The following is a 24,490-nucleotide window of genomic DNA, read 5'->3' on the forward strand; positions in this document are numbered from 1 at the left end:
CGCCGCCGCGATCGCCGCGCAGGAGATCGAGCGCACCTACGGACCTCTGGCGTGCAAGGCGCTGCCGGCGCTGATGGAATGGCTCGCCCTGCGCTCCGACCTCGATTCTCTTGCCGGCCAGACCCAGGCCGTGACCATGATGACGGTCCACTCCGCCAAGGGTCTGGAGTTCCCCGTGGTCTTTGTCGCCGGTTTGGAGGAGGGCATCTTCCCGCACGTCGCCGGCTTTGGTGGATCGGATGACCCGGGCAAGTTGGAGGAGGAGCGTCGCCTGGCCTACGTCGCCATCACGCGTGCGCGCAAGAAGCTGTTCCTCACCTATGCTGCTACGCGCCGCACCTACGGCTCCACGCAGGCAAACCCGCGCTCGCGGTTCATCAACGAGATTCCCGAGGTGGATATCGAGTTCTCCGGCGTGGGGTCCGCGGGCTTTGAAGGCGTTGGCTGGGAGAAGCGCGGCGACCGCCGCGGTACCTACGGATCGGGAACCGGCAGCGAGTACGGTGGTAGCGTCTTTGGTTCCTACACCCGTTCGACCGGTCGCACGCAGCGCCACACCGGTGTGAGCCCGGATGCGGGGCGCAAGCCGTCCACGTTTGGATCGGGCGCTCCTCGTCCGCGAAAGGCCGCCGCTTCGCCCGCCGTGGAGCAGCGCCGTCCCGACGCCGCCAAGGCCGCCGAGACCTTTGCCCCCGGCGACCAGGTGAGCCATAAGACCTTTGGTCCCGGTACGGTCATCTCTGCCGCCGGCGACATGATCGAGGTTCAGTTTGAGAAGAGCGGACAGACCAAGAAGCTCATGAAGGGCTTTGCGCCCATTGTGAAGATCAGTTAGGGTTTGCGAGCTTTAAGGGTGGGCTGGCTTGAATTGGAGCCCTGTGCGCTCACCCGCTTGATAGCGAATGACTAGCATGCCGGATCGCGTAGCGTGGTCCGGCATGCTGCGTTTTTAGCAGAGCCGGCGCAGCGTGGTGCCGTGCTCGTCCATGCTGATGCCCAGACGGTAGCCGTCGCCGCGTGCGTAGACGGACGAGAGCTCGAAGGGGCGGTCGTATGTGTCATATGAGACGCGCAGGCAGTGCAGGGCCGCAGCACCCGTGGGGACCGCTAGAAGCTTTGCCTCCGCAGCGTCCAGGGTGACCGCTTCATAGATGTCTTCTGCGCGAGCGGGTATGATGCGCGCGTGCTCCGCCAGGTAGGCGTAAAGCGAGCTGGTGACATCGTTTTGGGTGAGCGAGGGGCAGAACTCGCAGGGGATGTAGGACGTTTCCAGGCGCAGCGGCCGGTTGTTAGCGAGGCGCAGCCTTCGCGTTTGCCACAGCTGGGTGCCGGTGTGGACCTTAAGGGAGCGGCAAACGAGCTCGCCGCCCTTGATTTTCTTAAAGTTGATCAGGCGCGAGGACGGGGTTTTGCCCGCGTGGGCCATCTCGTCGCTGAAGCCTATCATGACGTCGATGCCCTCGGCAGAGGTGGCGACGGGGAAGGTGCCCTTACCGCGCCTGCGCGTCACATGGCCTTGGTCCACCAGGTCTTGAAAGCAGCGCCGCACGGTGGCGCGCGAAAGCCCCAGCGCTTCGCAGATCTGCTGCTCGGTGGGAAGCGCTGTTCCTTCTGGGAACGCGCCTATTGCGATGAGCTGGAGCAAGCGCTGTTTAAGCTGCTGGTAAAGTGGGGTGGGCGAGGTGTCATCAAGCGGGATGCGGCACAGTTCCTCTAGCGCGTTCATCGTGGCCTCTTCGATAGTAAAGGTATGTACATACCGTACAAAACTATCTTATTCTACGCCTCGCCACCCGTTCTCGTCCTTAGTTTTACAGGTCGTCGATCAAGGCGGTCGATTTGGCATAGGCGGTCGACTTTGCCTCGAAGAAGTCCGTCTTTACCATGTTGGCGTTGCTGTATTGGCCCACCCATGCCATGTCGGCGGGCTCGCGCTGGTTGTCCTCGAACAGGTAACCGTAGCCTAGCGAGCTCCAGCGAAGATTTCCCAGATAGCGGATGTAGTCGGTCACCATCTGGCGGGTGAGGCCCTCGATGGCGTCGCCTATCACGTAGTGGCCCCAGGCGATCTCCTGCGCCACGCCCTCCTCTAGCATGGCGCGCAGCACCTCGATGTTCTCGGGGGTGAAGAGCTGCGGCTCCTCCTTTTGAAGCTCCAAGATCATGGAGCGGAACAGCCACAGATGCGTGTTCTCGTCCCTGTTGATATAGCGGATCTCTTGCGCGCTGCCGGGCATCTTGCCCATGCGCGCCAGGTTGTAGAAGAACATGAAGCCGGAGTAGAAGTACACGCCTTCCAGGATGTAGTTGGCCATCAGCACCTTGAGCAGGGTGAAGGCATCCTTCTTCTCTTGGAACTCGTTGTACCGCTCGCCAATGAAGGTGTTGCGGGCAAGCAGGCGCTCGTCGGTCTTCCACTGGTAGAGGATGTCGTTTCGCTGCTCGGGACTGCAGATGCTGTCGAGCATGTAGCTGTAGCTCTGGCTGTGCACGCATTCTTGGAACGACTGGATGTGCAGGCACAAATTGACCTCGTTGGCGGTGATGTACTCGCTGATGTTGGGCAGGTTCGCAGTCTGCAGCGAGTCCAAGAACACCAGGAAGGAGAGGATCTTGTCGTAGGCGGTGCGCTCGGCGACGCCCAGGTTGGGGTAGTCCTTTACGTCCTGGGTGAGGTTGATCTCTTCCGGAATCCAAAAGTTGTTCATGGCCTGTCGGTACCAGCTGGAGACCCAGGGGTACTTGAGGTTGTTGAAATCGTTGAGGTTGGTGGTGTTGCCGCCGATCATGCGGCGCGCGGTTACGTCCGTATCGCCCTGGGGGTTGAACAGCGGCTTGTGCACCAGCGGCGCGTCGGTTTTATAAGAAGAGCTCATGGGGCCTCCCAAATGGTGTGTGATCTAGCGTGCAGGGTGGGCGGACGGGTCAAGGCGGGCGGGGCGGGCGGGGCGGGCGAGGGCGTGGACGAGCTTTAGCTGGAGCAGCTCTCGCATTCCTCGACTTCGAGCGATTTGCTGCGGACATAGTAGATGGTCTTGACGCCGGCTCGCCATGCCTCCAGGTACAGATTGAGGACTTGGCGCATAGTGTAGTCGTTGGTGATGTAGAGGTTCATGGACTGGGCCTGGTCAATGTGGCGCTGGCGAACGCCGGCGGCGCGCACGCTCCAGGTTTGGTCGATGTAATGCGCGGGCTTGTAGTACCAGTAGGTCTGGGGAGACAGGCCCGGCGCCACGCGCGGCAGCATGCTGCCCTTTTTCTCTTCCAAGAAGAATTTGCGCATGACGGGGTCCACGCCCGCGGTGGTGCCGGCGATGATGGAGGTCGAGCTGGTGGGGGCGATCGCCAGCAGGTAGGCGTTGCGCATGCCATGCTCGCTTACGCGCCGCGCCAACTGCTGCCATTCCTGGTCCACATACTCGCGCTTTTCAAAATAGGCGCCGGTCTGCCAATCGCTGCCGTCGAACAGCTGGTAGCTGCCGCGCTCTGCCGCAAGGTCGCAGGATGCCTCGATGGCGAAGCGGTTGATGTCCTCAAAGACCTGGTTTGCAAAGGCCAGGTGCTCCTCGCTCTCCCAAGAGATGCCGGCCTGCGCCAGCATGTGGTGGTAGCCGGAGACGCCCAGGCCAATCGCGCGGTAGCGCTTGGTGGTGAGTTCGGCGTAGGGGAGCATGTAGTAGTTGAGGTCGATGACGTTGTCCAGGGCACGCACCACGGTGTGGATCACCTGGCGCATCTTGTCGCGGTCGCGCACCGGCAGGTGGCCTAGCGACAGGCTTGCCAGGTTGCAGACCACAAAGTCGCCCGGACGCGTGGTGCGGACCACCACGGTGTCGCCATCTTGCGTCTTGACCTCGCAGGAGACCTCCTCGATGGCGCTCATGTTCTGCGCGATCTCCGTGCAGAGGTTGGAGCAGTAGATAATGCCCGCGTGCGGGTTGGGGTTTGCGCGGTTGACGGCGTCGCGCATGAACGTGAAGGGCGTGCCGGTCTCCACGGCGCTTTTAAGGATAAGGCGGACGAGGTCCTTGATGGTGATAGTGCGCTTGGCGATGCGGGGGTCCGCCACGCAGTCCAGGTAGCGGCGCTCCCACTCGTCCCCATAGTAATCCTCGAGCGCGTAGCCCTTGATGGCGAGGATGTCATGCGGGCACATGAGGTGCCAGGGCTGGTCCAGGTCTTCTTGCGCCATGCGCCAGAACAGGTCCGGATAGCACACGGCGGGGAAGACGTCGTGCGCCTTCATGCGGTCGTCGCCGTTGTTGGTGCGCAACTGCAAGAACTCCGGCAGGTCGCGGTGCCAGGCGTCCAGGTAGACCGCTACGGCGCCCTGGCGCATGCCCAGCTGGTCCACGGCCACGGCGGTGTCGTTGATGACGCGGATCCAGCGGATCACGCCGCCGGCCACGCCGGCGAAGCCGCGGATGGATCCGCCGGTGGCCCGGACCTTGCCAAGGTACATGCCCATGCCGCCGCCATATTTGGATACCTGGGCGAAGTTGTCGATGCTGCGGTAGATGCCCGTGAGGCTGTCCGGCACGGTGTCGATGAAGCAGCTGGAGAGCTGGTGGTAGGGCTTGCGCGCGTTGGACAGCGTGGGGGTGGCCATGGTGACCTCGAGGCGCGAGAGCATGTTGTAGAAGCGCTCCACCCAGCCCAGGCGATCGGTTTTCTCGTTCATGGCCAGGTGCAGGGCGATACCCAGGTACATCTCCTGCGGGCTTTCCAGCAACTGGTGGTCGCGCGTACGGATTACGTAGCGCTTGAGCAGCAGGTCAAGGCCAGCATAGGCGAAGAGCTCGTCACGGGAGTCATCGATGAGGCGTGCTGCGTCGTCGATCTCCTCGCGGGTGTAGGCGGCAAGGATATAGTCGCCGTAGAGGTCCTGGTCCGTAAGGTAGCGCAGCTTTGCGTAGAGGTCGACGAGTCCCAGGCGCTCTTGGGTTGAGGCGAGTTCGCGGTGCGCGCGGAAAGCCAGCAGGCGCCCGGCGATCATCTCCCAGCGCGGGGCCTCCTGACAAGTGAGCTCGACCGCTGCCTTGATTAGGGAGTCCAGACGTTGCTTGATGCTCATGCCGGGTTTCGCGAACGAGGAGAAGCGGTGCTCGAGATGCTCCAGGCTATAGGCGGGGTCTGTGAAATCGCGCTCGATGCGCTCAAGGCAGGCGACCAGATCGGGCACCCCAGCTGTCTGGGCGAGAGCCTGGCGCAGCCCGCGCCGCTCCGCGCGGTGGTGACGGTAGAGGATGTATGCCTTCGCGACGTCGTAGAACCCCTGCTCCATAAGGGCGCGCTCGACCAGGTCCTGGATGCCTTCGACGCCTTCGACGCCGCGGGCGATCATGGACGACTCGACTGCCTGGAGCAATTGATCGAGCTGGTTGTCATCGACTTGCGCGCCAAGCTCTGCAAAGGCGCGCGACATGGCGGTTTTGATCTTGGAGCCGTCGTAGGGCTCCGTGCGCCCGTCGCGCTTGGAGATGGCGAGGTCGCGAATACCGTCGGGGCCCTCGCTGGCGCATGCGGCGCTTCCCGCGCGGTCGGGTGTGGTGTTGTCCATGGGTGCACCTTTCGATGTGTCGGGCAGGCGATGCCCGGTTGAATAACGTTTCCTTTGGCTAACTCATGCTATCAAAAGAATAGCAATAGTGGGATGGTCGCTTGGTTGAATTGCTGTGTGCACGTTATGAAGGCGCTGCGGTGGTACAGTGGAAAGTCACGCAATGCGGTGATAGATGCAGGTTCGCGTACGCGCGATTGGATGTGAACGGAGGCCCGTGGTGGCCGCAAAAACCTTATCGCCCAAGCAGTCGCTGTTTGTAGGCGTCACCTTGTTCTCGATGTTCTTTGGCGCGGGCAACCTTATCTTGCCGCCCTTGGTTGGTCTTCAGGCCGGCGCGCGGGGCATCCCGGCGATGGTCGGCTTTTTGATCACGGGCATCGGCCTGCCGGTGCTGGGAATTGTCGCCGTCGCTCTAGCGGGTACCATCCGCGATCTGGCATCTCGCGTGCACCCTGTTTTCGCCCATATCTTTGTGGCGGCGGTCTATCTGGCTATTGGTCCGTGCCTGGCGATTCCGCGCACCTCGTCCACATCATTTGAGATGCTGCAGCCGCTGCTGCCCCAGCACCTTCCGCTTGAGGCGGTGCGCCTGGCGTTTTCCGTTCTCTTCTTTGTTGCTGCGTATCTTTTGGCCATGCATCCCGGCCGCTTGACGCGCCTGCTGGGACATGTGACGGGGCCCGCGCTGATAGTCCTTATTGTCGCCGTGGTAGGGGCGGCCATCTTCAACCCGGACCCCGCGGGCGTCGCCGCCGCGCAGGAGTCGTACTCGTCCGCACCCGCTATGCAGGGATTCTTGGTTGGCTACCAGACCATGGACCTTCTGGCGTCGCTTACCTTTGGCATCGTTATCGCTACCAATATCCGCGAGCTGGGCGTTACGGATGACGCGGGCCTTACGCGCGAGGTTTCGCGCGCCGGCCTGTTTGCGGGCGTTCTTATGGCGCTCATCTACTGCGGCCTGGCGGTTGTGGGCGCTAACCTTAGCGCCGCCATGCCCGATCTCACCAACGGCGCCGCCATTCTCACGGCGTCCGCGTCGCTGCATTTTGGCGTTGTGGGGCTAGTCGTTGTCGCGGCGATCTTCTTGCTTGCGTGCCTCAATGTGTGCATTGGCCTTATCAGCTGTTGCGGAACGTATTTTGCAGACGAGTTTCCGCGCGTGCCATACCGCGTTTGGGCGGCGGGATTCGCCATGTTCTCCTGTGCGGTCTCCAACCTTGGGCTCGACGCGATCCTGGCGTTCTCCGTGCCGCTGCTCAACGCCCTATACCCGGTTGCTATCGTGCTGGTGGTCATGGGCATGCTGCATAAGGTATGCGATCGCTACCCGCGCATGTGGCAATGGGTTGTTGGCCTTACCGCAACCGTCAGCGTCGTCGTGAGCGCGCGCGATGCGTTCTTCCCCGGCGCGCTGCCCATGCTCGACGTGCTGCCGCTTGCCTCCTTTGATCTGGAGTGGCTGCTGCCGGCGTTGGCTGCCGCGGTGATCGGGGTTGTCCATTCCCGTCTTCGCCCGGTTGGGACGGCGGCTTGATCAAGGCGCTCCATCGCCCGCACATATAAAGAAACAGGGGTCCTGGCATATGTCGGGGCCCCTGCTGCTTGGGACGGTTGAGCTATGCGGTGCTGTTGCCGCGCGCTTACAGGTGGCTGGTTACCAGCTGCATGATGCCGCTGAGCTCGACGGCGGCGGTGGTGGAGGGAACCAGCAGGTGGCTGCCTGCTTTAACGGAAACTCCGCACACGGTGCCCTCGCCGTCGATGACGGAGACGCACATAAACGGCCAGCACTGCTCAAGCTCGCGCTCGCCTTCGACGCGCACCAGTTCCACGGTGTAGTTGTCGTTGCTCTCGAGCACGGTCACGCCGTTGGATTCCGACGCGGTGATGGTGCCGCTCTTGGGCGAGGTTGCCTGGTAATCGATAACGTCAAGGGACTGCTGCAGGTGCAGGGGACGAGGATTGCCCTCGTCGTCCAGACGATCGTAGTCGTACACGCGGTAGGTGATGTCGCTGGATTGCTGGGTTTCCAGAATCAGCGTGCCGGCCTTGATGGCGTGCACGCAGCCGGGGTCGATTTGGAAGAAGTCGCCCTTGTGGATGGGAATCTCGTTCAAAAGATCGCCCCAACGGCCCTCGTCCACCAGCTTTGCGAACTCATCGCGGGACGCGGCGCGCTGTCCCACAATGATGGTGGCGTCCGCATCGCAATCCAGTACGTACCAGCACTCGCGCTTGCCCAGCGAGTCGTTCTCGTGCTCGGCGGCGTACGCGTCATCGGGATGCACCTGAATGGACAGGTCGCCGGCAGCGTCGATAATCTTGATCAACAAGGGAAAGCGATCGCCTTCGATATCGCCAAAAAGGTCGCGGCGTTGATCCCACAGCTGCGACAGCGTCATGCCCTCGAACTCTGGATTCAGCACGGGGCAGTCGCCGTTGGGGTGGGCAGAGATGGCCCAGCATTCGCCGGTTTTATCAGACGGAATGTCATACCCATATGCGTCGCGCATACGAGAACCGCCCCAGATCTTCTCGTGGAACACGGGCTTGAGTTCGATGATGTCTGCCATGATTCTCCTAACTTCCTAAGCATGGCCATAGGCAGCATTATATGAGTGCGTTTTGATGCGAGCGCGGGTTGCCCGCGAATGGGGAGATTGTCAGCAACAATCTTTCGTGCGCGATGGTCGGTCGTCCAGCTGCGTGATGCGCTCACTAATAGTCCGAAATCAGACTAATGGAGAACGTGTGGACGAATAGGGGTCGCTCTTTTCGCAGTTGTCTGAATTCGGACAAAGCGATACGCTGGAGCGGCACGTCAGTTGTTATGGGGGATTGATACCGATGTTGGGGTCGGCGCGTACCATGCGCATTAAGCGATTGATTAAAAAAGTAGCCATCATCTTGCTGGGCGCCGCCATCTTCACTTTTGGCGTCCACAACATCCATGAGGTCACGGGCATTACAGAGGGCGGCGTCATAGGCCTTATGCTCTTCCTCAACAAGTGGTTTGGCATCCCGTCATCCATCGCTTCGCCGGTACTCGACATCATCTGCTACGCCATCGCGCTCAAGATGCTGGGCGGTAAGTTCTTGGGATGGTCTGCCGTCGCGACGGCGGCGGTCGCCGGTTTTTACCGCGTGTGGGAGAGCTTCCCGCACATGTTGCCGGACCTTTCCGCCAACCCGTTTGCCGCGGCGGTCCTCGGCGGTCTGTTTGTGGGCGTGGGCGTGGGCCTGGTGGTTCGCCAGGGCGGATCGGCGGGCGGCGACGACGCGTTGGCGCTTTCTATTTCCAAGGCCACCGGTTGGCGCGTTGGCCGCTGCTACCTGTTCACGGACCTTACGGTACTGGCCCTCTCGCTCACCTACATTCCCGTGGTCAGCATCGCTTGGTCGCTGGTAACGGTGACCATTTCCTCCGCGGTCATCGACATTGTGACTGAGGTCTCTTGGGATCATGTGGAGGAGTTGGGCGAGGCGATTCGCGAGCGCCGCAAGCCGTGCTTCAGCGCGCTGGGCGAGGTCGAGAACGCCGTTTCCGCGAGGACGGCAGCGCTCGAATCTTGCGAGGGCAAGACCGAATAGCGCGAGCACGCGATGCTCTCGGGGAAAAGGGGTCGACGGGGCTGCTCGTAGACCCCTTTCGCATGTGCGCTACCGCATGCGGTTCATCATGATGCCGGCGTATTCAGCGGGGCTGAGCCGCGGGGGCTGAAGGGCGGGGAGGCTCGTGTGGGGAAGCGAGCGCGACAGGAAGTCGCTGCCGCGTTCCCAGTCGAGCGCGAGCATGCAGCCGAACAGGGAGTCGAGCACGTATTGCACGGCGATATGGCTGGCGAACTGCGTGATGCGGTCTTGCAGGCTCTCTTGATCGCTGACGTGCAGGTATGCGGCGAGGCCGGGGTTGAGGCGTTCCGCCCGCGGCGTTCCAATGAGCACGGCGGGGACCTTGCGATCGGCAAGAATGGGCAGAAGCGTCGCCAGGTTCGGCCCAAGGCCAGAGTAGGAGATGAGCAGCGCCGCGTGCGACGCGTCGGATGCTAGCGCCGACCACGTCTGGCGCTCGAGGCCCTCATGGCAGGTAGCGGCGTGCCCGCATGAGAGCAGGCGGTCGCAGAACATCTGCGCGGGATAGAGGTTGTGCGATTGCGTGTAGATATCGACGACGCCGGCTTGGTTGAACAGACCGGCGGTGCGGTCCATGGCGGCGGGGTCCAAAAGCTCCCGCGTATCGCGCAGAGTCGACTCGTAGACGGCGGAGATGCTCTCGAGGACCGTCTCGGCATCATCGTCCTGCAAGAAGGGGAAGTTGATGTCGACGGCTGCCGAGCGGTGCTCGCGCAAGGCCTGGGCGCGGGCGAACTCCACCTTGAGTTCTTTGAATCCCTCGAGTCCTATCTTCTTGCAGAAGCGATGGACGCTGGGAATCGATACGTGCGCTGCGACGGCGAACTCCTTGATGCTGTAGCCCTGCAGGCGCGGACCCAGGGACCGTGCCGTGGACGCCAGCTGCTGCTCTGTGGGAGTGAGGCCCCGGGCGTTCTCGATGCGCCTCATGATATCCATGGCGACTCCTTACACAAAATGTATCAAGAAGTATTAAGTGAATTAAGAATACTACCTGTGACCTTAGAAAAGAAGTATCTATCTAGCTGATATGTCTTGAGTGTCGGGACGATGGTTGGCATGATGGGGCCAACACGACCACCAAGGTCTTAGAGAGAGGAATCAGGGTATGGAGAAGGTTTTTCCCGAGGGCTTCCTGTGGGGCGGCGCCACCGCCGCAAACCAGTGCGAGGGCGCGTACAACGTGGACGGCCGCGGGCTGGCCAACGTCGACGTGATGCCGCATGGTAAAGATCGCTTCCCGGTTGGCCTGGGCCTACGCAAGATGCTCGATTTCGAGGACGGGTATTTCTATCCCGCGCAGACCGGCATCGACTTCTACCATCACTACAAGGAGGACATCGCGCTGTTCGCGGAGATGGGCTTCAAGACCTTCCGCATGAGCCTGGCGTGGACGCGCATCTTCCCCAACGGCGACGAGTCGGAGCCCAACGAGGCCGGCCTCGCCTTCTACGAGGACGTGTTCCGCGAATGCCAGAAGCACGGTATCGAGCCGTTGGTCACCATCACCCACTTCGACTGCCCCATCCATCTCATCAAGGAGTACGGCGGTTGGCGCAACCGCAAGCTTATTGACTTCTACAAGAACCTCGCCCGCGTGCTCTTCACCCGCTACAAGGGCCTGGTGAAGTACTGGCTCACCTTCAACGAGATCAACATGATCTTGCACCTGCCCTTCATGGGCGCCGGCCTGGTCTTCGAGGAGGACGAGGACAAGGAGGCCGTCGAGTACCTGGCGGCCCACAACGAGCTGGTCGCCAGCGCTTGGGCCACCAAGATCGCTCACGAGATCGACCCCGACGTGAAGATTGGCTGCATGCTTGCGGCGGGCAGCTACTACCCCTATAGCTGCCGCCCTGAGGACGTCCGCGCCGCGCAGCTCGCCAACCAGGACAACTACTTCTTCGTGGACGTACAGAGCCGCGGCTACTACCCGGCTTACGCGTTGAAGAAGCTCGAGCGAGCCGGCATCGACGTCGGCATGACCGAGGAAGATAAGCAGGTCTTGGCCGAGAACACGGTCGACTTCATCTCCTTCAGCTATTACTCCACCCGTTGCTCCGCCGGTGAGGGTTCCGACGCCCCCAAGACCGAGGGCAACGCCTTCCAGGGTGCCAAGAATCCCTACCTCAAAGAGAGCCAGTGGGGCTGGGCCATCGACCCGCTGGGCTTCCGCATCACGCTGAACGACCTGTACGACCGCTACCAGAAGCCGCTGTTTGTGGTCGAGAACGGCCTGGGTGCCAAGGACGTGGTCGAGGAGGACGGCTCCATCAACGACGACTACCGTATCGACTACCTGCGCAAGCACATCGAGACCATGCGCGACGCCGTGGTAGAGGACGGCGTGGACCTGCTTGGCTACACCACCTGGGGTCCCATCGATCTTGTCTCTGCTTCCACAGGCGAGATGTCCAAGCGCTATGGCTTTATCTACGTCGACCGCGACGACGCCGGCAACGGCACCCTGGCCCGCTCCAAGAAGAAGAGCTTCGATTGGTATAAGAAAGTCATCGCCACCAATGGCGCCGACCTGTCCTAAGCATTCCCGTATAAGAGCAACGACAATGGAGGATTAACCATGCAGTTCCCCAAGGGTTTCTATTGGGGCGGCGCCACGGCCGCCAACCAGTTCGAGGGCGCTTGGAACGTCGATGGCCGCGGGGCCTCGGTCGATGACCACTTCACCGGCGGCAGCTACGAGAAGCCGCGCGAGATCACGATCGACATCAAGCCGGACGTGCTTTATCCCAACCACGACGGCATCGACTTCTATCACCACTACGAGGAGGACATCGCCCTGTTCGCCGAGATGGGCTTCAACATGTTCCGCATGTCCATCTCCTGGAGCCGCATCTTCCCCAACGGCGACGACGCCCAGCCCAACGAGGCGGGCCTGGCCTTCTACGACCGCGTCTTCGACTGCTGCGCCAAGCACGGCATCGAGCCGCTGGTGACCCTCTCGCACTACGAGATGCCCTACCACCTGGTCGAGAAGTACAACGGGTGGGCCTCCCGCGAGCTCATCGGCTTCTTTGAGAACTACTGCGCCACCGTCTTCGAGCGCTACAAGGACAAGGTGAAGTTCTGGCTCACCTTCAACGAGATCAACTGCGGCACCATGGACATGGGCGCCATGATGGAGACCGGCCTCATCCAGGGCTTCGAGGGCCCGGCGTCCGCCATCAAGACAACCCCGCAGCAGCGCTACCAGGCACTGCACCATCAGTTTGTGGCTCACGGCCGCGTGGTCAAGCTCGCCCATGAGAAGTATCCCCAGTTCAAGATGGGCAACATGGACTGCTTTATCCTGAGCTACCCCGGCACCTGCGATCCGGCGGACGTGCTTGCCAACGAGCTTGAGATGAACCGCATGAACTGGTACTGCTCCGACGTTCAGGTGCGCGGCGCCTATCCGTTCTACGCCAAGCGCTTCTGGGCCGAAAACGACATCGAGCTCGAGATGGCTCCGGGCGACCTTGAGGACATCGCCGCCGGCAAGGTGGACTTCTACACCTTCTCCTACTATATGAGCGGCACCGTGAGCACGCACGCCGACCATGAGATGACCGAGGGCAACATGACCTTTGGCGGCAAGAACCCGTATCTGGAGAGCACCGACTGGGGTTGGCAGATCGACCCCATGGGCCTGCGCATCGCCCTGAACCAGATCTACGCCCGCTACCAGATTCCGCTGATGGTGGTCGAGAACGGCATGGGCGCCTACGACGAGGTGGAAGAGGACGGCTCCATCCACGACCCGTACCGTATCGCGTACCTCAAGAGCCACATCAAGGCAATGGGCGAGGCCATCGCCGACGGCGTCGACCTGATCGCCTACACCTGGTGGGGCCCCATCGACCTGGTTTCCGCCGGCACCGGCGAGATGCGCAAGCGTTACGGCTTCATCCACGTTGACAAGTACGATGACGGCACCGGCACCTATGAGCGCCGTCGCAAGGACAGCTTCTTCGCATACCAGAAGATCATCAAGTCCAACGGCGCCGAGGGCCTGGAGTAGGCACGGCAGTGCTTTTTGGTTTTGGCCGCTCGCAGCATGTCCCGTGCGCTGCGGGCGGCCTTTTCATGATGCGGGCGCAAGCGGACGGGTTTTCTCGTCCATAGCTTGATGTGCCCACGGGTAAGGGGAAAGGGGACGAGCATGTCTAACGGTAAGATCATCTTCCTCGATGTCGACGGCACCATCACCAACTACGAGAACTTCATTCCGCAAAGCTGCAAGGACGCCATCAAGCGGGCGCGCGCCAACGGGCACCGCGTCTACATGTGCACCGGGCGCAGCAAGGCCGAGAACCCGCAGGAGATCTGGGATATCGGCTTTGATGGCATGATCGGCGGCAACGGCTGCTACGTGGAGAGTGATGGCGAGGTGGTCATGCACCAACTCATCACCGCGGACCAGTGCCGCCATATTGTGGATTGGTTGCACGGACGCGGCCTGGAGTTTTACCTGGAGTCCAACAACGGCCTGTTCGCTAGCGAGCACTTCAGGGAGGCGGCTGCCCCCGTCATGACGCTCTACGCCAAGGGCAAGGGCGCGAGCGACGAGGATGCCCAGACCTCTGCCCATGCGTTCATGGATACGCTTACCTACGGCGCCGAGCTCTACCGCGACGACCTCAACAAGGTGAGCTTCATCCTCTCCAGCTACCAGGACCATCTGGATTCCGTGGACGAGTTCCCCGATTTGGTGGCGCGTACCTGGGGCGGCAAGGGAGAGCACGCGCTCTTTGGCGACCTGGGTGTAAAGGGTATCGACAAGGCGCATGCCGTGCGCGTGCTGGTGGAGCACCTGGACGCGGACATGGCGGATACCGTTGCCGTGGGCGATGCCGCCGTGGACACCCCCATGTTCGAGTGCTGCGGAACCAGCGTGTGCATGGGTTCGGGCGGAGAAGAGGCCAAGGCCGCTGCGGACTGGGTGACCACGGATGTGGACGATGACGGCATGTGGAACGCGTTTTCGCACCTGGGCCTGATCTAGAGCGGCTTCGTTCGCATAACGGATGCATCGCGGTAAAATGGCATGAGCGCCCCGTGGCGGTTCCGCGAAAAGCGGACGCTCAGGGGCGCTCGTTCACATCTATACCCGTAACGCCAAGGAGCCGCTATGCCCGCAATGGAGAAGATCGCTAGCTTTACCGTCGACCACCTCACGCTGGAGCCGGGCGTGTACGTATCGCGCGTTGACCGCGATGAGGCGACGGGTTGCACGGTCACCACGTTTGACCTGCGTATGACGGCGCCCAACCGCGAGCCGGTCATGAATACCGCCGAGGCGCACACCATCGAGCACCTGGGCGCCACCTTCCTGCGCAACCACCCCCAGTGGGCAAGCCGCGTGGTCTACTTTGGCCCCATGGGGTGCCGCACCGGTTTTTACCTGGTGGTCTTTGGCAAGGTGACGTCGCGCAAGATCTTGCCGCTGGTGACCGCGCTTTTTGAGTTTGTCGAGGGCTTCGAGGGCGAGATTCCCGGCGCCCGTCCAGAGGAATGCGGTAACTACCTGGATCAGAACCTGCCCATGGCAAAGTGGCTGGCAACGCGCTACCTGGATAAGACCTTGCGCGTGGCGGATGACGCGCATCTTTCCTACGGCTGCGGCCGCTAGGCGAAAGACCGGGCTATGAAGACGTTTGAACATACCATTACCGATCCCCAGGGTTTCCACGCGCGTCCCGTGGTGCTTGTCGCCTCCGAGGCTGGCAAGTGGAGCTGCGACATCACCGTTGCCGCGAGGCGCGCCGGCGAAGATGCTGCAGGCTCCCCTGTGCCCGCGCGCGATCCGCTGGCGTTGATGGCGCTCGACGCAAACGCGGGCGATACCTTGGTGGTGGTGCTTGATGGCGTGGACGAGTGCGAGGCGGAGCAGGGTATGCGCTTGGCGTGTACGTTCTAACGGCCCTTGCCCGGCTCCTTTGTCCAAAGACGCTAAAGATTGCAACTTGGTTGAATTTGAAGCTTGCGGCTGCTCCATTTAGGTGGAGCGTCCGCTTGTGCATATAATGGTGAACATTCGTATGCAAGCGGAAGGAGCGCCCATGGCACTCACCGAGAAGGACGTGCGCGGCATAGCGGACTATGCGTGCATCGCCCTCACAGAAGAAGAACTCGCGGATATGACCGCCTATATGAACGATGCCGTCTCGATGCTCGAGCCCATCTTGCAGTATGCGGACGAGGACGTGGCGCCCACGTTCCATCCCATCGGCGACCTGTCCAACGTGATGCGCGCCGACGCGACCGACGCTGATCGCGCGCTGCCCGTGGACGAGGCGCTGAAGGACGCCGCCAGCACGCGCGGCCGTTCGTTCCGCGTGCCCTCTATTCTTGGCGAAGGGGGAGACCAGTAATGCTATCGCTCGATACCCTTAGCGCCCAGCAGATCGCCGCCGGCGTCGCCGCGGGCGATTTCTCCGCAACCGAGGTCGCGAACGCCGCCCTTGCCGCCATCGATGAGCGTGAGGGGGCCGTTCAGGCATTTTTGCAGGTATCGCCCCAGCTGGCGCTTGACGCCGCAGCGCGTATCGATGCCGCTCGCGCGGCTGGCGAGGCCCTGCCCCCGCTGGCGGGTGTGCCGCTTGCCATCAAGGACAACATGAACCTGGTGGGTACCCGTACCACCTGTGCCTCCAATATGCTCGCCAACTACGAGAGCGTCTACACCGCCACGTGCGTGCAGCGCATGCTGGACGCCGGCTGCCTGCCCGTTGGCAAGGCGAATATGGACGAATTCGCGTTTGGCTCCTCAACGGAGAGTTCTGCGTTCCATCCCACCAACAACCCCTGGGACGTTGAGCGCGTGCCGGGCGGCTCTTCGGGCGGATCTGCCGCGGCGGTCGCTGCCGGCGAGGTTGCCCTGTCTCTGGGTTCTGATACCGGCGGATCGATTCGCCAGCCCGCATCGTTCTGCGGCGTGGTGGGCATGAAGCCCACGTACGGCGCGGTGTCGCGCTACGGCGTGGTCGCTTTTGGCAGCTCGCTAGATCAGGTGGGCCCCTTTGGCCGCACGGTCGCCGACGTGGCGCTCGCCATGAACGCGCTGGTGGGCGCGGGTCGCGACCCCTATGACGGAACGTCCCAGGATTTCGCCGTCGACTTCTGCGAGCACCTGGAGGACGGCGTCGCCGGCAAGCGCATCGGCATCATCCCCGCCTTCATGGAGGCCGAGGGTCTGACCGCAGAGGTGCGCCGGGCAGTCGAGAAAGCTGCCACGGAGTTGGAGGCCCAGGGCGCGCAGCTGGTCGAGGTCGACCTTCCGCATCTGGATGCCGCCATCGCCGCGTACTACGTCATCGGCCCCGCTGAGGCGTTCTCCAACCTGGCGCGCTTCGACGGCGTGCGCTACGGTTTCCAGGAGGAGGGTTGTTCCAACCTGGCAGACCAGAGCTCCCGCTCGCGTGCTCGCGGCTTTGGCATGGAGGCCAAGCGCCGCCAGATGTTGGGCGCCTACCTGCTCTCCAGCGGCGTCTACGACAAATACTATTACGCGGCCCAAAAGGCCCGCACCCTCATCACCCGCGACTACGCGGCGGCGTTCGAGAAGGTCGATGCGATTCTCATGCCCGCGGCGCCCCGCACCGCGTTCAGGCACGGAGAGATTTCCGATCCCACGCAGATGTACCTGTCCGATCTATACACTATCTCGCTCAATATCGCCGGCAACGGCGGCGTATCCGTACCGCTTGGGTTGGGCGAGGACTCCGGCCTGCCCGTTTCCGCTCAGCTGGTGGTGCCCGCGTTCAGCGACCGCAAGCTGCTGACCATTGCCCGCGCGCTCGAGCTCGCCTTTGGTTCTTCGCCCGTAGCGCCGGATTTCGCAGGGAAGGGAGGTGAGCTCGCATGAAAGAGCTCTCCGAGGTTCTAAAGGATTGGGAGGCCGTCATCGGCCTGGAGATCCACACCGAGCTCACCACGCTCGATACCAAGATGTTCTGCGGCTGCAAGCTCAGCCATGATGACGAGCCCAATGCCAACGTATGCCCGGTCTGCCTGGGCCTTCCCGGCGCCCTGCCCGTGCCAAACAAGCGCGCGATCGAGTTCATCGTCAAGGCGGGCCTGGCGACCAACTGCCAGATCCAGAAGCACTCGATGTTCTATCGCAAGCACTATTTCTATCCCGATATGGCCAAGAACTTCCAGACCACTCAGGGCCCTATCGCATTTTGCATGCACGGCCATCTTGACCTGGAGGTTACGGGCCGCGGCGCGGCCGAGCGCCCGGAATGCGCCTTTGGAGAGGACGAGGCCAAGAGCCTTGCCAGCGCCAGCGCCAATGCCGTGGGCCTTTCCACCAGCATGAACGAGCAGATGCCCGAGAGCGCCATCCATATGGCGGGCTATAGCGCGGACGAGCTCTCGCTGCCGCAGCGCCATGAGGACGGCAGCTACAGCGTTCCCATCCGCATCCTGCGCATCCATATGGAAGAGGACGCCGCAAAGATGAACCATCTGGGCGGCGAGGAGGGTCGCATCACCGCGGCTGCCGAGAGCCTGGTGGACTACAACCGTTGCGGCACCCCGCTGATCGAGCTTGTAACCGAGCCCGACCTGCGCACTCCGGAGGAGGCCCGCCTCTTTATGGAGAAGCTCCGCCGCATCTTCCTCACGCTAGGCATCTCTGATTGCTCCATGGAGCACGGTTCCATGCGCTGCGACGGCAACGTGAGCCTGCGTCGCCGCGGCGATACCCGCCTGGGAACCAAAACCGAGCTCAAGAACCTCAACAGCTTCAAGGCGCTGCACGACGGCCTCGCCTATGAGATCTGCCGCCAGGCGGAGGTACTTGAGGAGGGCGGCATCATCTACCAGGAGACCCGTCACTGGGAACCCAGCCGCAAACGCACCGTGGTGATGCGCGTCAAGGAGACCGCGGACGACTACCGTCTGTTCCCGGACCCGGATCTAGCTCCGTTCGACCTTTCGGACGAGTTCATCGAGCACTGCGCTTCCGAGCTGCCAGAGCTTCCCGATGCCAAGCGCGACCGCTTCGAAGGCGATTTCGGCATCAAGCGCGCCGACGCCGAGCTGATCGCCGGCGATCCCGCAACGGCGGCGTTCTTCGAGCAGGCGGCAGAGGGCCTTGCCGGTAAGGCGGCGCAGGTGGTTGCCAACCTCATCGTCAACGAGATGGCTGGTTATCTCAAGGCGGCGGGTACCTCGCTGGAGGACAGCGGCATCGCGCCCGCGCAGGTGGCATCGCTGGCGAAGCTTTTGGCCGAGGATGCCATCAGCTCCAACCAGGCTTACGAGGTTTTCGAGGCAATGGCCCAAAGCGGCGACGATCCGGAGAAGATCGTGGACGAGCGCGGCATGCGCCAGGTGAGCGACGCCGGCGCCCTGCAGCCCATCGTGGACCAGGTGCTTGCCAACTGCCCGGACCAGGCCCAGCAGTACCGTGACGGCAACCAGAAGGTTATCGGTTTCTTGGTGGGTCAGTGCATGAAGGCAAGTCGCGGCAGCGGCAACCCCAAGCTGTTCAACGAGCTGCTGCGCGCTTCGCTGAGCTAGGGGCTTATTCTCATAATGCGTTAGTTCTGCGCCGTTGAGCCTCATGGAGGTTCGGCGGCGCTCCTTGTTTGAAAGCGGAAGGGGGTCGTCTTAGTACCTGATAGGTAACCTTTCAAAAGTGTAATCAGATGCTGTCGCGCGAGGGGAGTGGGAAGGGCACAATATCCCTAACGGATGGCCCTGCCGCTAGGGAGCGCCTTTGCACGCGCCCGCGGCTTTAAGACGATTGGTCGACTATGATCGGCAAGATGGTAAAGCGTGTGCTGTTGGGACTTGCCCTGATTGCCGGATTGGCATGCGCTGTGGTGGGCGTGCGCGGCTACCAGATGTATCGATCGGCTTTGCAGGAAAAGAGTATCGAGGAAGCTGTGGTGGAGCTGCACGCGCAGCCCGGCTACACGTCTGTCGATGAGTTGCCACAGGTATATCTGGACGCGGTGGTCGCTATCGAGGACCACCGTTTCTATACCCATTGCGGCATCGATATCATCTCTATCTGCCGCGCCGCATGGAACGACCTGCGAACCATGAGCTTAGAGGAAGGCGGCAGCACCATAACGCAGCAGGTTGCCAAGAATCTCTTCCTTACGCAGGAAAAGGAGTTTACGCGCAAGGTCGCCGAGGTCTTCCTAGCATTCGATCTAGAAGCTACCTGTAGCAAGCGCGAGATACTTGAGCTGTACGTGAACTCCTCCTATTTCGGTTTGGGATGCACGGGCATAGGCCAGGCGGCACCCCAGATGCTGGGTGTCGTGCCCGGGGATATGACGCTGGAGCAGGCGGCGTTGATGGCAGGTATTCCCAACGAGCCTTCGCTCTACTCCTCAGACAGACAGGCGGCGGAGGCGCGTCGCGACGTGGTGCTCATGCAGATGGAGAAATACGGGCTCATGCCCGGAGTGGCAACGGCGTCTTAGCGGTAGAAACCCCTTCAACAACATAATTAGGCGTTCAGACGGCTCCCGCTGCTGTTGGGGTGAGCAGTTGTGAAGGATAATTGCATCGTTTTTTAAAAAAAGGCGAGTAGAGGCATGCATTCTTTGAAAGAACCGCTGGTAGCGCGATTGCGCGCTTGGGGTATACATAGACTATTTCTAAAGCGATGCAATTATCCGCGACTTTTGCGCTTGATGGGCCCCTTGGAGTCTCGATCGGGTCGGAGAATGAGGAGAATGGGGCGGGTTTGAGTCCGCGGCGATTGACTTCCATGCGCAATCTGCCTGCCTGAGCCGTTCATGTGGCAAGGGTTTCCCCAGGAGCTTCCGCAATTGGGCTTCCGCAATTGCTATGGGGTGGGGTGAGCACGTGATTGGGAGAGCGCGTTACGTGGTATAGTAAAAAATCGCGCAGCCATCACTTTGCGTGTGTACTTTGACAGGTCGATGCATTCGCGGCGTTTGCCTCGATGCCCAGACCTCTTTAAATGAGGGGGCGACTGGTTTCGACACGATAGCTCTGAGAGAGGAAGCAGGCCGTGGTCTCCTCGCCCACGTTAAACCGGGGTACCGTCAAAATGAATTGACAACAAGAATTTCTCTGGGCAGTATGCCCTCGCTGCTTAATTAATTAGCGGCGCGTCGAACTGGAGAGTTCCCCGCCTCCAGCGAGATGTCATTTTAGGGGAATGCGTTTGCGCACGTAGTCGGTATGGCGCGAACTAAGATCGAACCGACTAGGAACCCGCGAGCGCGTCACCGCGCGCAAAGGCTCCGAATCTAAATCGGTGACTGAGCCTGGAGATGCCGATCAGGGGGCTTTCGTGGACCGGAGTTCGATTCTCCGCGCCTCCACCACACATTGCAAGCGGGTAGATTGTTTCAATCTGCCCGCTTTTTGTATTTTGCGCGTCAGGGCGAACGGTCTAAAATATACGATGAACGCGATTTTTATGCATTTGATGTCTAAATGTGCTCATTTGTCAACATAGCCATGTTTCCATTGATTAAACACTTTAATAAAGTAAAGTAAACAAAAAAGCCTTCAACTCTATATATGGCAATGAAGCCAATAATTGTCCTTGTCGCGCTTTACTTTATCGTGATGCATTGCGTGCTGCGCGATTGTATTAAAGAGGATGGATAAGAAAAAGGTGATGGGCATGTCCTTCAATGCTGAGATTTCAAGAAGGCGTTTTGTCGAGGCTATGGGCGCTGCGAGCGCGCTGGGCGTCATGGGCCTGGCTGGTTGCGGTAGCCAGCGTGCTAGCGAGGCTGGTTCTAGCTCTACGAGTGCTTCCGGCGTGGCCGATACCATCACGTTTGCCCAGGGCGCTGACCCCCGTGGACTGGACCCCGCGTACGTTGACGACGGCGAGTCCGCAAAGATCATGTGCAACATCTATGACACGCTGCTTCGCTACGACACGGAGACCTGCGAGGTGGTTGCAGGCCTGTCCGAGATGCCCGAGATTTCCGACGACGGTCTTACCTATACGTTCAAGCTGCAGGAGGGTGTCAAGTTCCACGACGGCACCGACTGCGATGCCGAGGCCGTCAAGGCCTCCATCGAGCGTCAGCTCGAGCCCAACCGCACCGAGGACATGCCTTACGCTGGCTTTGTATTTGGCGCCCAGGACTCTGGTACCGGCATTGAATCCATGGAGGCTCCCGACGCGACCACGCTGGTAATCAAATTGCGCGCCGCTTCCACCCCGTTTGTGAAGAACATGGCCATGGCGTTGGCGGCTCCCATTGTCGCTCCCTCTGCCTTTGAGGCCGGCACCTCTCTTGAGCAGCCGGTTGGCTCCGGCCCCTACAAGTTTGTTTCTTGGTCCAAGGGCGAGAACGTGGTTCTCGAGGCCAACGAGGATTACTGGGACAAGGACAACGCTCCCAAGACCGAGAACGTCGTCTTCCGTTTCATCGCCGAGAACTCCAGCCGCGTGACCGCCCTTACCAACGGCGAGGTCGATATCATCGACGGCATCGACGCCTCCGTTGTCGATACCATTACCAGCGGTGGCTGCGAACTCTTTGATGAGGACGGCATGAACATCAACTACATGGCGTTCCGCAACGACAGCGGCCAGTTCACAGCTGTTGAGGCTCGCCGCGCGTTCTGCCAGGCCGTCAACGTTGAAGAGATGGTCAAGAGCCTGTATGGCGACTATGCGGGCGTCGCAACCTCCGTCATGCCGCTGTGGATGGCGCCCTATGCCGAGAAGGTTGCGCGCACCGAGTACGATCCCGATGCCGCCAAGGCTGCGTTTGCCGAGCTTGGTATCACCAGCTGCACCATGCTGACCTACACCAATCCTCGTCCGTATAACACCATTGGCGGACAGGCGCTTGCCGAGGCGATTCAGGGTTATCTGGCAAAGGTGGGCGTCAACATGGAGATCGTCTCCTATGACTGGACCACGTACAAGACCAAGGTCGAGACCGACGCCTTCGACGTCTGCCTCTATGGCTGGGTTGGCGACAACGGCGATCCCGACAACTTCATGAACCTGCTCTCCGATGAGAACGTATCCATGAACGTTGGTCGCTTCCGCAATGACGAGTACAACGCGCTGATCCAAAAGGGCCTCGAGACCGCTGATGGCGATGAGCGCGATGACATCTACCTGCAGTGCGAGCAGATGGTTGCAGACCAAATGCCCTGGATGCTCATCAGCCACTCCAAGAACCTTGCTGGCTATAGCCCCAAGGTCAAGGGCTTCTTCTATCACCCCACCGGAGTTGTTCACATGGAGGGTGTGACCAAGTCCGCATAATGCCCCGCCGGCGAAGGGCCGCGGGTAAGGCAGATGGGGCGGGACGAGTTCCTGCCCCTTTGTTTTGCTACGGGCTAATCGTCCGCGCTACAGAAAGGAGGGGCCTCGATGTTGAAATATATTCTCAAGCGCATCTTGCAGGCCATTCCCGTGCTCTTGGGCGTTTCGGTCATTGTCTTCCTCATCATGAGAGTGTTCTCCGCCGACCCCGCACCCGTTGTGTTGGGCCAGCATGCAACTCCCGAGGCGATGCAGGCATGGCGTGATGCCCAGGGCCTTAACGACCCCATCATCGTCCAATATTTCGATTTTCTTTTTGGTGCCATTCGCGGTGATTTGGGCGAGAGCTATTACACGCACACCCCCGTGCTGCAAGAGCTCATGGCCCGCTTCCCGGCAACTGTTGAGCTTGCCTTGGTTGCCATTGTGATTGCGGCGGTCGTCGGTATCGCGCTTGGTGTGCTGTCCGCGACCCACAAGAACACCGCCATCGACGGCATCGCGACTATTTTGGCGCTGGTGGGTGTCTCCATGCCTATCTTCTGGCTGGGCGTTCTGCTAATCATCCTGTTCGCCGGCGTGCTGCACGTGCTGCCCAGCTCTGGCCGTATCGACCCGCTGCTGCAGCCCGTGGGAGGCACCGGCCTTTACTTGCTCGATACGTTGCTTTCCGGCGACTTCGAGGCGTTTGGCGATGCGCTGAGCCACATTATCCTGCCGGCGTTGGCGCTGTCCATGTACTCCATGGCGGTCATCACCCGCATGACGCGTTCGAGCATGTTGGAGACGTTGAACGAGGATTATGTACGCACCGCTCGCGCCAAAGGCTTGAAGTTGGGCCGTGTGCACCGTCACCACGCGTTGCGCTGCGCCATGCTTCCCGTCACCACGGTTATTGGCCTGCAGCTTGGCAGCCTGCTTGGCGGCGCCATGCTGACCGAGACGGTTTTCGCGTGGCCGGGCCTGGGCAAGTACGTGGTCGACTGCATCTTGAAGTCCGACTTCCCGGTGGTTCAGGGCGCCGTTCTGCTGATTGGCGTAATCTTTATCGCGATCAACCTAATCGTCGACGTGGTCTACGCCTACCTTGATCCGCGAATCACGTATGCAAAGGAAGAGGGGTGATCCGCATGGCTGCTGCCGTTGCACAGAACAGCGCTCCCGTCCAGAAGAAGCAAGAGGCCGAGAAGACCGAGTCGCTGTGGAAGGACGTTTGGTACTCGCTTCGCCAAAACATCCCCGCTATGGTCAGCTTGGGCGTCATCACGCTGCTTGCTCTGGTCGCCATCGTCACCTTTGTTGCTCCGCAGATTCTGCCCTACGATCCCTACCAGCAAGATCTGTCCGCATCGTTCCAGGGTCCCAGCGCCGCGCACTGGTTTGGCACCGATCAGCAAGGTCGCGATATCTTCTGCCGCGTGCTCATCGGTAGCCAGATTTCGCTCACCGTGGGTTTGCTGTCCGTTGCCATCTCGCTCACCATCGGCGTCGCCCTGGGCGCGCTCGCCGGCTACAAGGGCGGCGTGCTCGACACCGTCATCATGCGCGTGATGGACATGATGCTCGCCATCCCGTCGATCCTTTTGGCAATCGCCTTCATGGCGGCGTTGGGACGAGGAATCGACAAGGCGATCATCGCCATCGGCTTCGTCTCCATCCCCGAGTACGCGCGCATCGTCCGCAGCCAGGTGCTGTCGGTCAAGCAGTCCGACTACGTTGCCGCTGCCCGCGTGATCGGCGACTCCGATGCCCTCATCATCTTCCGCCACGTGCTGCCCAACGTCATGCCCTCGATCATTGTCCGCGCCACGCTGGGCATCTCCAGCGCCATTCTGGATGCGGCGGCCCTTGGCTTCCTGGGCTTGGGCGTGCAGCCTCCCGCGGCAGAGTGGGGCGATATGCTTGGTCGCGGCCGCAACTACATCTTTGCCGCGCCGCATGCGATGATCTTCCCGGGTCTGGCAATCACCGTGACCGTGCTCGCCTTCAATCTGTTGGGCGACGGCATTCGCGATGCGTTCGACCCCAAATCTAGGAACCGGTGA

At 61.2% G+C, this 24,490-nt stretch carries 20 protein-coding genes and 1 other RNA gene; 16 read left to right on the forward strand and 5 right to left on the reverse strand.

The genetic code is table 11. The features are described from left to right. Positions 1 to 835, forward strand: an 835-nt coding sequence (locus tag HMPREF9452_RS06130; protein ID WP_009141260.1) for a 3'-5' exonuclease, incomplete at its 5' end; no start/stop codon positions are given. A 114-nt stretch (positions 836 to 949) separates the two neighbouring features. Here the strand turns inward: HMPREF9452_RS06130 and HMPREF9452_RS06135 are convergent. The 3 genes from HMPREF9452_RS06135 to HMPREF9452_RS06145 all read right to left on the reverse strand — a co-directional run bounded on the left by HMPREF9452_RS06135 (position 950) and on the right by HMPREF9452_RS06145 (position 5,560). Continuing rightward, a complete protein-coding gene (locus HMPREF9452_RS06135) occupies positions 950 to 1,726 on the reverse strand; it encodes a GntR family transcriptional regulator (RefSeq protein ID WP_009141261.1) in 777 nt (258 codons plus the stop codon). 85 nt (positions 1,727 to 1,811) lie between these two features. After that, complete coding sequence (locus HMPREF9452_RS06140; RefSeq protein WP_009141262.1) at positions 1,812 to 2,876, reverse strand: ribonucleotide-diphosphate reductase subunit beta; 1,065 nt, start codon at positions 2,874 to 2,876, stop codon at positions 1,812 to 1,814. 95 nt (positions 2,877 to 2,971) lie between these two features. Further along, positions 2,972 to 5,560 (reverse strand): ribonucleoside-diphosphate reductase subunit alpha, encoded by a 2,589-nt coding sequence (locus HMPREF9452_RS06145; protein WP_009141263.1) that lies wholly within the window; start codon positions 5,558 to 5,560, stop codon positions 2,972 to 2,974. 220 nt (positions 5,561 to 5,780) lie between these two features. Here HMPREF9452_RS06145 and brnQ point away from each other — a divergent pair, with 220 nt between their 5' ends. Further along, positions 5,781 to 7,100, forward strand: a complete 1,320-nt coding sequence (gene brnQ, locus HMPREF9452_RS06150; RefSeq protein WP_009141264.1) for a branched-chain amino acid transport system II carrier protein — start codon at positions 5,781 to 5,783, stop codon at positions 7,098 to 7,100. 106 nt (positions 7,101 to 7,206) lie between these two features. Here the strand turns inward: brnQ and HMPREF9452_RS06155 are convergent, their stop codons facing one another. Continuing rightward, positions 7,207 to 8,139, reverse strand: coding sequence for a type I phosphomannose isomerase catalytic subunit (locus HMPREF9452_RS06155; protein WP_009141265.1), 933 nt, complete (start codon positions 8,137 to 8,139; stop codon positions 7,207 to 7,209). 295 nt (positions 8,140 to 8,434) lie between these two features. Here HMPREF9452_RS06155 and HMPREF9452_RS06160 point away from each other — a divergent pair, with 295 nt between their 5' ends. Further along, a complete protein-coding gene (locus tag HMPREF9452_RS06160) occupies positions 8,435 to 9,157 on the forward strand; it encodes a YitT family protein (RefSeq protein ID WP_232205031.1) in 723 nt (240 codons plus the stop codon). 69 nt (positions 9,158 to 9,226) lie between these two features. On the opposite strand, the gene HMPREF9452_RS06165 is transcribed toward HMPREF9452_RS06160, so the two are convergent. After that, positions 9,227 to 10,138, reverse strand: coding sequence for a MurR/RpiR family transcriptional regulator (locus tag HMPREF9452_RS06165; RefSeq protein ID WP_009141267.1), 912 nt, complete (start codon positions 10,136 to 10,138; stop codon positions 9,227 to 9,229). A 169-nt stretch (positions 10,139 to 10,307) separates the two neighbouring features. On the opposite strand from HMPREF9452_RS06165, the gene HMPREF9452_RS06170 reads away from it, so the two are divergent. The 13 genes from HMPREF9452_RS06170 (at position 10,308) to nikC (ending at position 24,490) form a co-directional block, all read left to right on the forward strand. Continuing rightward, positions 10,308 to 11,741, forward strand: coding sequence for a 6-phospho-beta-glucosidase (locus HMPREF9452_RS06170; RefSeq protein ID WP_009141268.1), 1,434 nt, complete (start codon positions 10,308 to 10,310; stop codon positions 11,739 to 11,741). Between the two features lie 39 nt (positions 11,742 to 11,780). Beyond that, the gene (locus tag HMPREF9452_RS06175; protein ID WP_009141269.1) at positions 11,781 to 13,220 is read left to right on the forward strand and encodes a glycoside hydrolase family 1 protein; all 1,440 of its coding nucleotides are present in this window, start codon (positions 11,781 to 11,783) and stop codon (positions 13,218 to 13,220) included. A gap of 141 nt (positions 13,221 to 13,361) precedes the next feature. Further along, entirely contained in the window at positions 13,362 to 14,204 is an 843-nt protein-coding gene (locus HMPREF9452_RS06180; protein WP_009141270.1) for an HAD family hydrolase, read from the forward strand. A 135-nt stretch (positions 14,205 to 14,339) separates the two neighbouring features. Then, positions 14,340 to 14,831, forward strand: coding sequence for an S-ribosylhomocysteine lyase (locus tag HMPREF9452_RS06185; protein WP_040362574.1), 492 nt, complete (start codon positions 14,340 to 14,342; stop codon positions 14,829 to 14,831). A gap of 15 nt (positions 14,832 to 14,846) precedes the next feature. Beyond that, complete coding sequence (locus HMPREF9452_RS06190) at positions 14,847 to 15,119, forward strand: HPr family phosphocarrier protein (protein ID WP_009141272.1); 273 nt, start codon at positions 14,847 to 14,849, stop codon at positions 15,117 to 15,119. Between the two features lie 142 nt (positions 15,120 to 15,261). Further along, positions 15,262 to 15,573 carry an Asp-tRNA(Asn)/Glu-tRNA(Gln) amidotransferase subunit GatC gene (locus HMPREF9452_RS06195; RefSeq protein WP_009141273.1) on the forward strand — a complete coding sequence of 104 codons (312 nt, stop codon included), beginning with the start codon at positions 15,262 to 15,264 and terminating at the stop codon, positions 15,571 to 15,573. After that, the gene (gene gatA, locus HMPREF9452_RS06200) at positions 15,573 to 17,066 is read left to right on the forward strand and encodes an Asp-tRNA(Asn)/Glu-tRNA(Gln) amidotransferase subunit GatA (RefSeq protein WP_009141274.1); all 1,494 of its coding nucleotides are present in this window, start codon (positions 15,573 to 15,575) and stop codon (positions 17,064 to 17,066) included. Before HMPREF9452_RS06195 ends, gatA begins: the two co-directional genes overlap by 1 nt. Beyond that, positions 17,063 to 18,730: an Asp-tRNA(Asn)/Glu-tRNA(Gln) amidotransferase subunit GatB gene (gene gatB, locus HMPREF9452_RS06205; RefSeq protein WP_009141275.1), complete on the forward strand. Its 1,668-nt coding sequence runs from the start codon at positions 17,063 to 17,065 to the stop codon at positions 18,728 to 18,730. The genes gatA and gatB overlap by 4 nt, the downstream gene beginning before the upstream one ends. A gap of 236 nt (positions 18,731 to 18,966) precedes the next feature. After that, entirely contained in the window at positions 18,967 to 19,647 is a 681-nt protein-coding gene (locus HMPREF9452_RS06210) for a biosynthetic peptidoglycan transglycosylase (RefSeq protein ID WP_009141276.1), read from the forward strand. Between the two features lie 510 nt (positions 19,648 to 20,157). After that, positions 20,158 to 20,523: a transfer-messenger RNA gene (gene ssrA / locus HMPREF9452_RS11560) on the forward strand. A gap of 281 nt (positions 20,524 to 20,804) precedes the next feature. Next, a complete protein-coding gene (locus HMPREF9452_RS06215) occupies positions 20,805 to 22,445 on the forward strand; it encodes an ABC transporter substrate-binding protein (protein WP_232205032.1) in 1,641 nt (546 codons plus the stop codon). A gap of 108 nt (positions 22,446 to 22,553) precedes the next feature. Beyond that, positions 22,554 to 23,570, forward strand: a complete 1,017-nt coding sequence (locus tag HMPREF9452_RS06220; protein WP_009141278.1) for an ABC transporter permease — start codon at positions 22,554 to 22,556, stop codon at positions 23,568 to 23,570. Between the two features lie 5 nt (positions 23,571 to 23,575). After that, positions 23,576 to 24,490, forward strand: a complete 915-nt coding sequence (gene nikC / locus HMPREF9452_RS06225; RefSeq protein ID WP_009141279.1) for a nickel transporter permease — start codon at positions 23,576 to 23,578, stop codon at positions 24,488 to 24,490.

This window comes from Collinsella tanakaei YIT 12063 (genome assembly GCF_000225705.1).
GTDB lineage: Bacteria > Actinomycetota > Coriobacteriia > Coriobacteriales > Coriobacteriaceae > Collinsella > Collinsella tanakaei.

What these genes read in the sequence shown, in the direction of transcription:
- HMPREF9452_RS06145 (WP_009141263.1), bottom strand. Translation starts at nt 5,560, where the DNA reads ATGGACAACACCACACCCGACCGCGCGGGAAGCGCCGCATGCGCCAGC.
- HMPREF9452_RS06155 (WP_009141265.1), bottom strand. Translation starts at nt 8,139, where the DNA reads ATGGCAGACATCATCGAACTCAAGCCCGTGTTCCACGAGAAGATCTGG.
- gatB (WP_009141275.1), top strand. Translation starts at nt 17,063, where the DNA reads ATGAAAGAGCTCTCCGAGGTTCTAAAGGATTGGGAGGCCGTCATCGGC.
- HMPREF9452_RS06195 (WP_009141273.1), top strand. Translation starts at nt 15,262, where the DNA reads ATGGCACTCACCGAGAAGGACGTGCGCGGCATAGCGGACTATGCGTGC.
- HMPREF9452_RS06135 (WP_009141261.1), bottom strand. Translation starts at nt 1,726, where the DNA reads ATGAACGCGCTAGAGGAACTGTGCCGCATCCCGCTTGATGACACCTCG.
- HMPREF9452_RS06180 (WP_009141270.1), top strand. Translation starts at nt 13,362, where the DNA reads ATGTCTAACGGTAAGATCATCTTCCTCGATGTCGACGGCACCATCACC.
- HMPREF9452_RS06210 (WP_009141276.1), top strand. Translation starts at nt 18,967, where the DNA reads ATGATCGGCAAGATGGTAAAGCGTGTGCTGTTGGGACTTGCCCTGATT.
- HMPREF9452_RS06160 (WP_232205031.1), top strand. Translation starts at nt 8,435, where the DNA reads ATGCGCATTAAGCGATTGATTAAAAAAGTAGCCATCATCTTGCTGGGC.
- gatA (WP_009141274.1), top strand. Translation starts at nt 15,573, where the DNA reads ATGCTATCGCTCGATACCCTTAGCGCCCAGCAGATCGCCGCCGGCGTC.
- HMPREF9452_RS06220 (WP_009141278.1), top strand. Translation starts at nt 22,554, where the DNA reads ATGTTGAAATATATTCTCAAGCGCATCTTGCAGGCCATTCCCGTGCTC.
- HMPREF9452_RS06175 (WP_009141269.1), top strand. Translation starts at nt 11,781, where the DNA reads ATGCAGTTCCCCAAGGGTTTCTATTGGGGCGGCGCCACGGCCGCCAAC.
- HMPREF9452_RS06215 (WP_232205032.1), top strand. Translation starts at nt 20,805, where the DNA reads ATGGATAAGAAAAAGGTGATGGGCATGTCCTTCAATGCTGAGATTTCA.
- HMPREF9452_RS06165 (WP_009141267.1), bottom strand. Translation starts at nt 10,138, where the DNA reads ATGGATATCATGAGGCGCATCGAGAACGCCCGGGGCCTCACTCCCACA.
- HMPREF9452_RS06140 (WP_009141262.1), bottom strand. Translation starts at nt 2,876, where the DNA reads ATGAGCTCTTCTTATAAAACCGACGCGCCGCTGGTGCACAAGCCGCTG.
- HMPREF9452_RS06170 (WP_009141268.1), top strand. Translation starts at nt 10,308, where the DNA reads ATGGAGAAGGTTTTTCCCGAGGGCTTCCTGTGGGGCGGCGCCACCGCC.
- HMPREF9452_RS06190 (WP_009141272.1), top strand. Translation starts at nt 14,847, where the DNA reads ATGAAGACGTTTGAACATACCATTACCGATCCCCAGGGTTTCCACGCG.
- HMPREF9452_RS06185 (WP_040362574.1), top strand. Translation starts at nt 14,340, where the DNA reads ATGGAGAAGATCGCTAGCTTTACCGTCGACCACCTCACGCTGGAGCCG.
- nikC (WP_009141279.1), top strand. Translation starts at nt 23,576, where the DNA reads ATGGCTGCTGCCGTTGCACAGAACAGCGCTCCCGTCCAGAAGAAGCAA.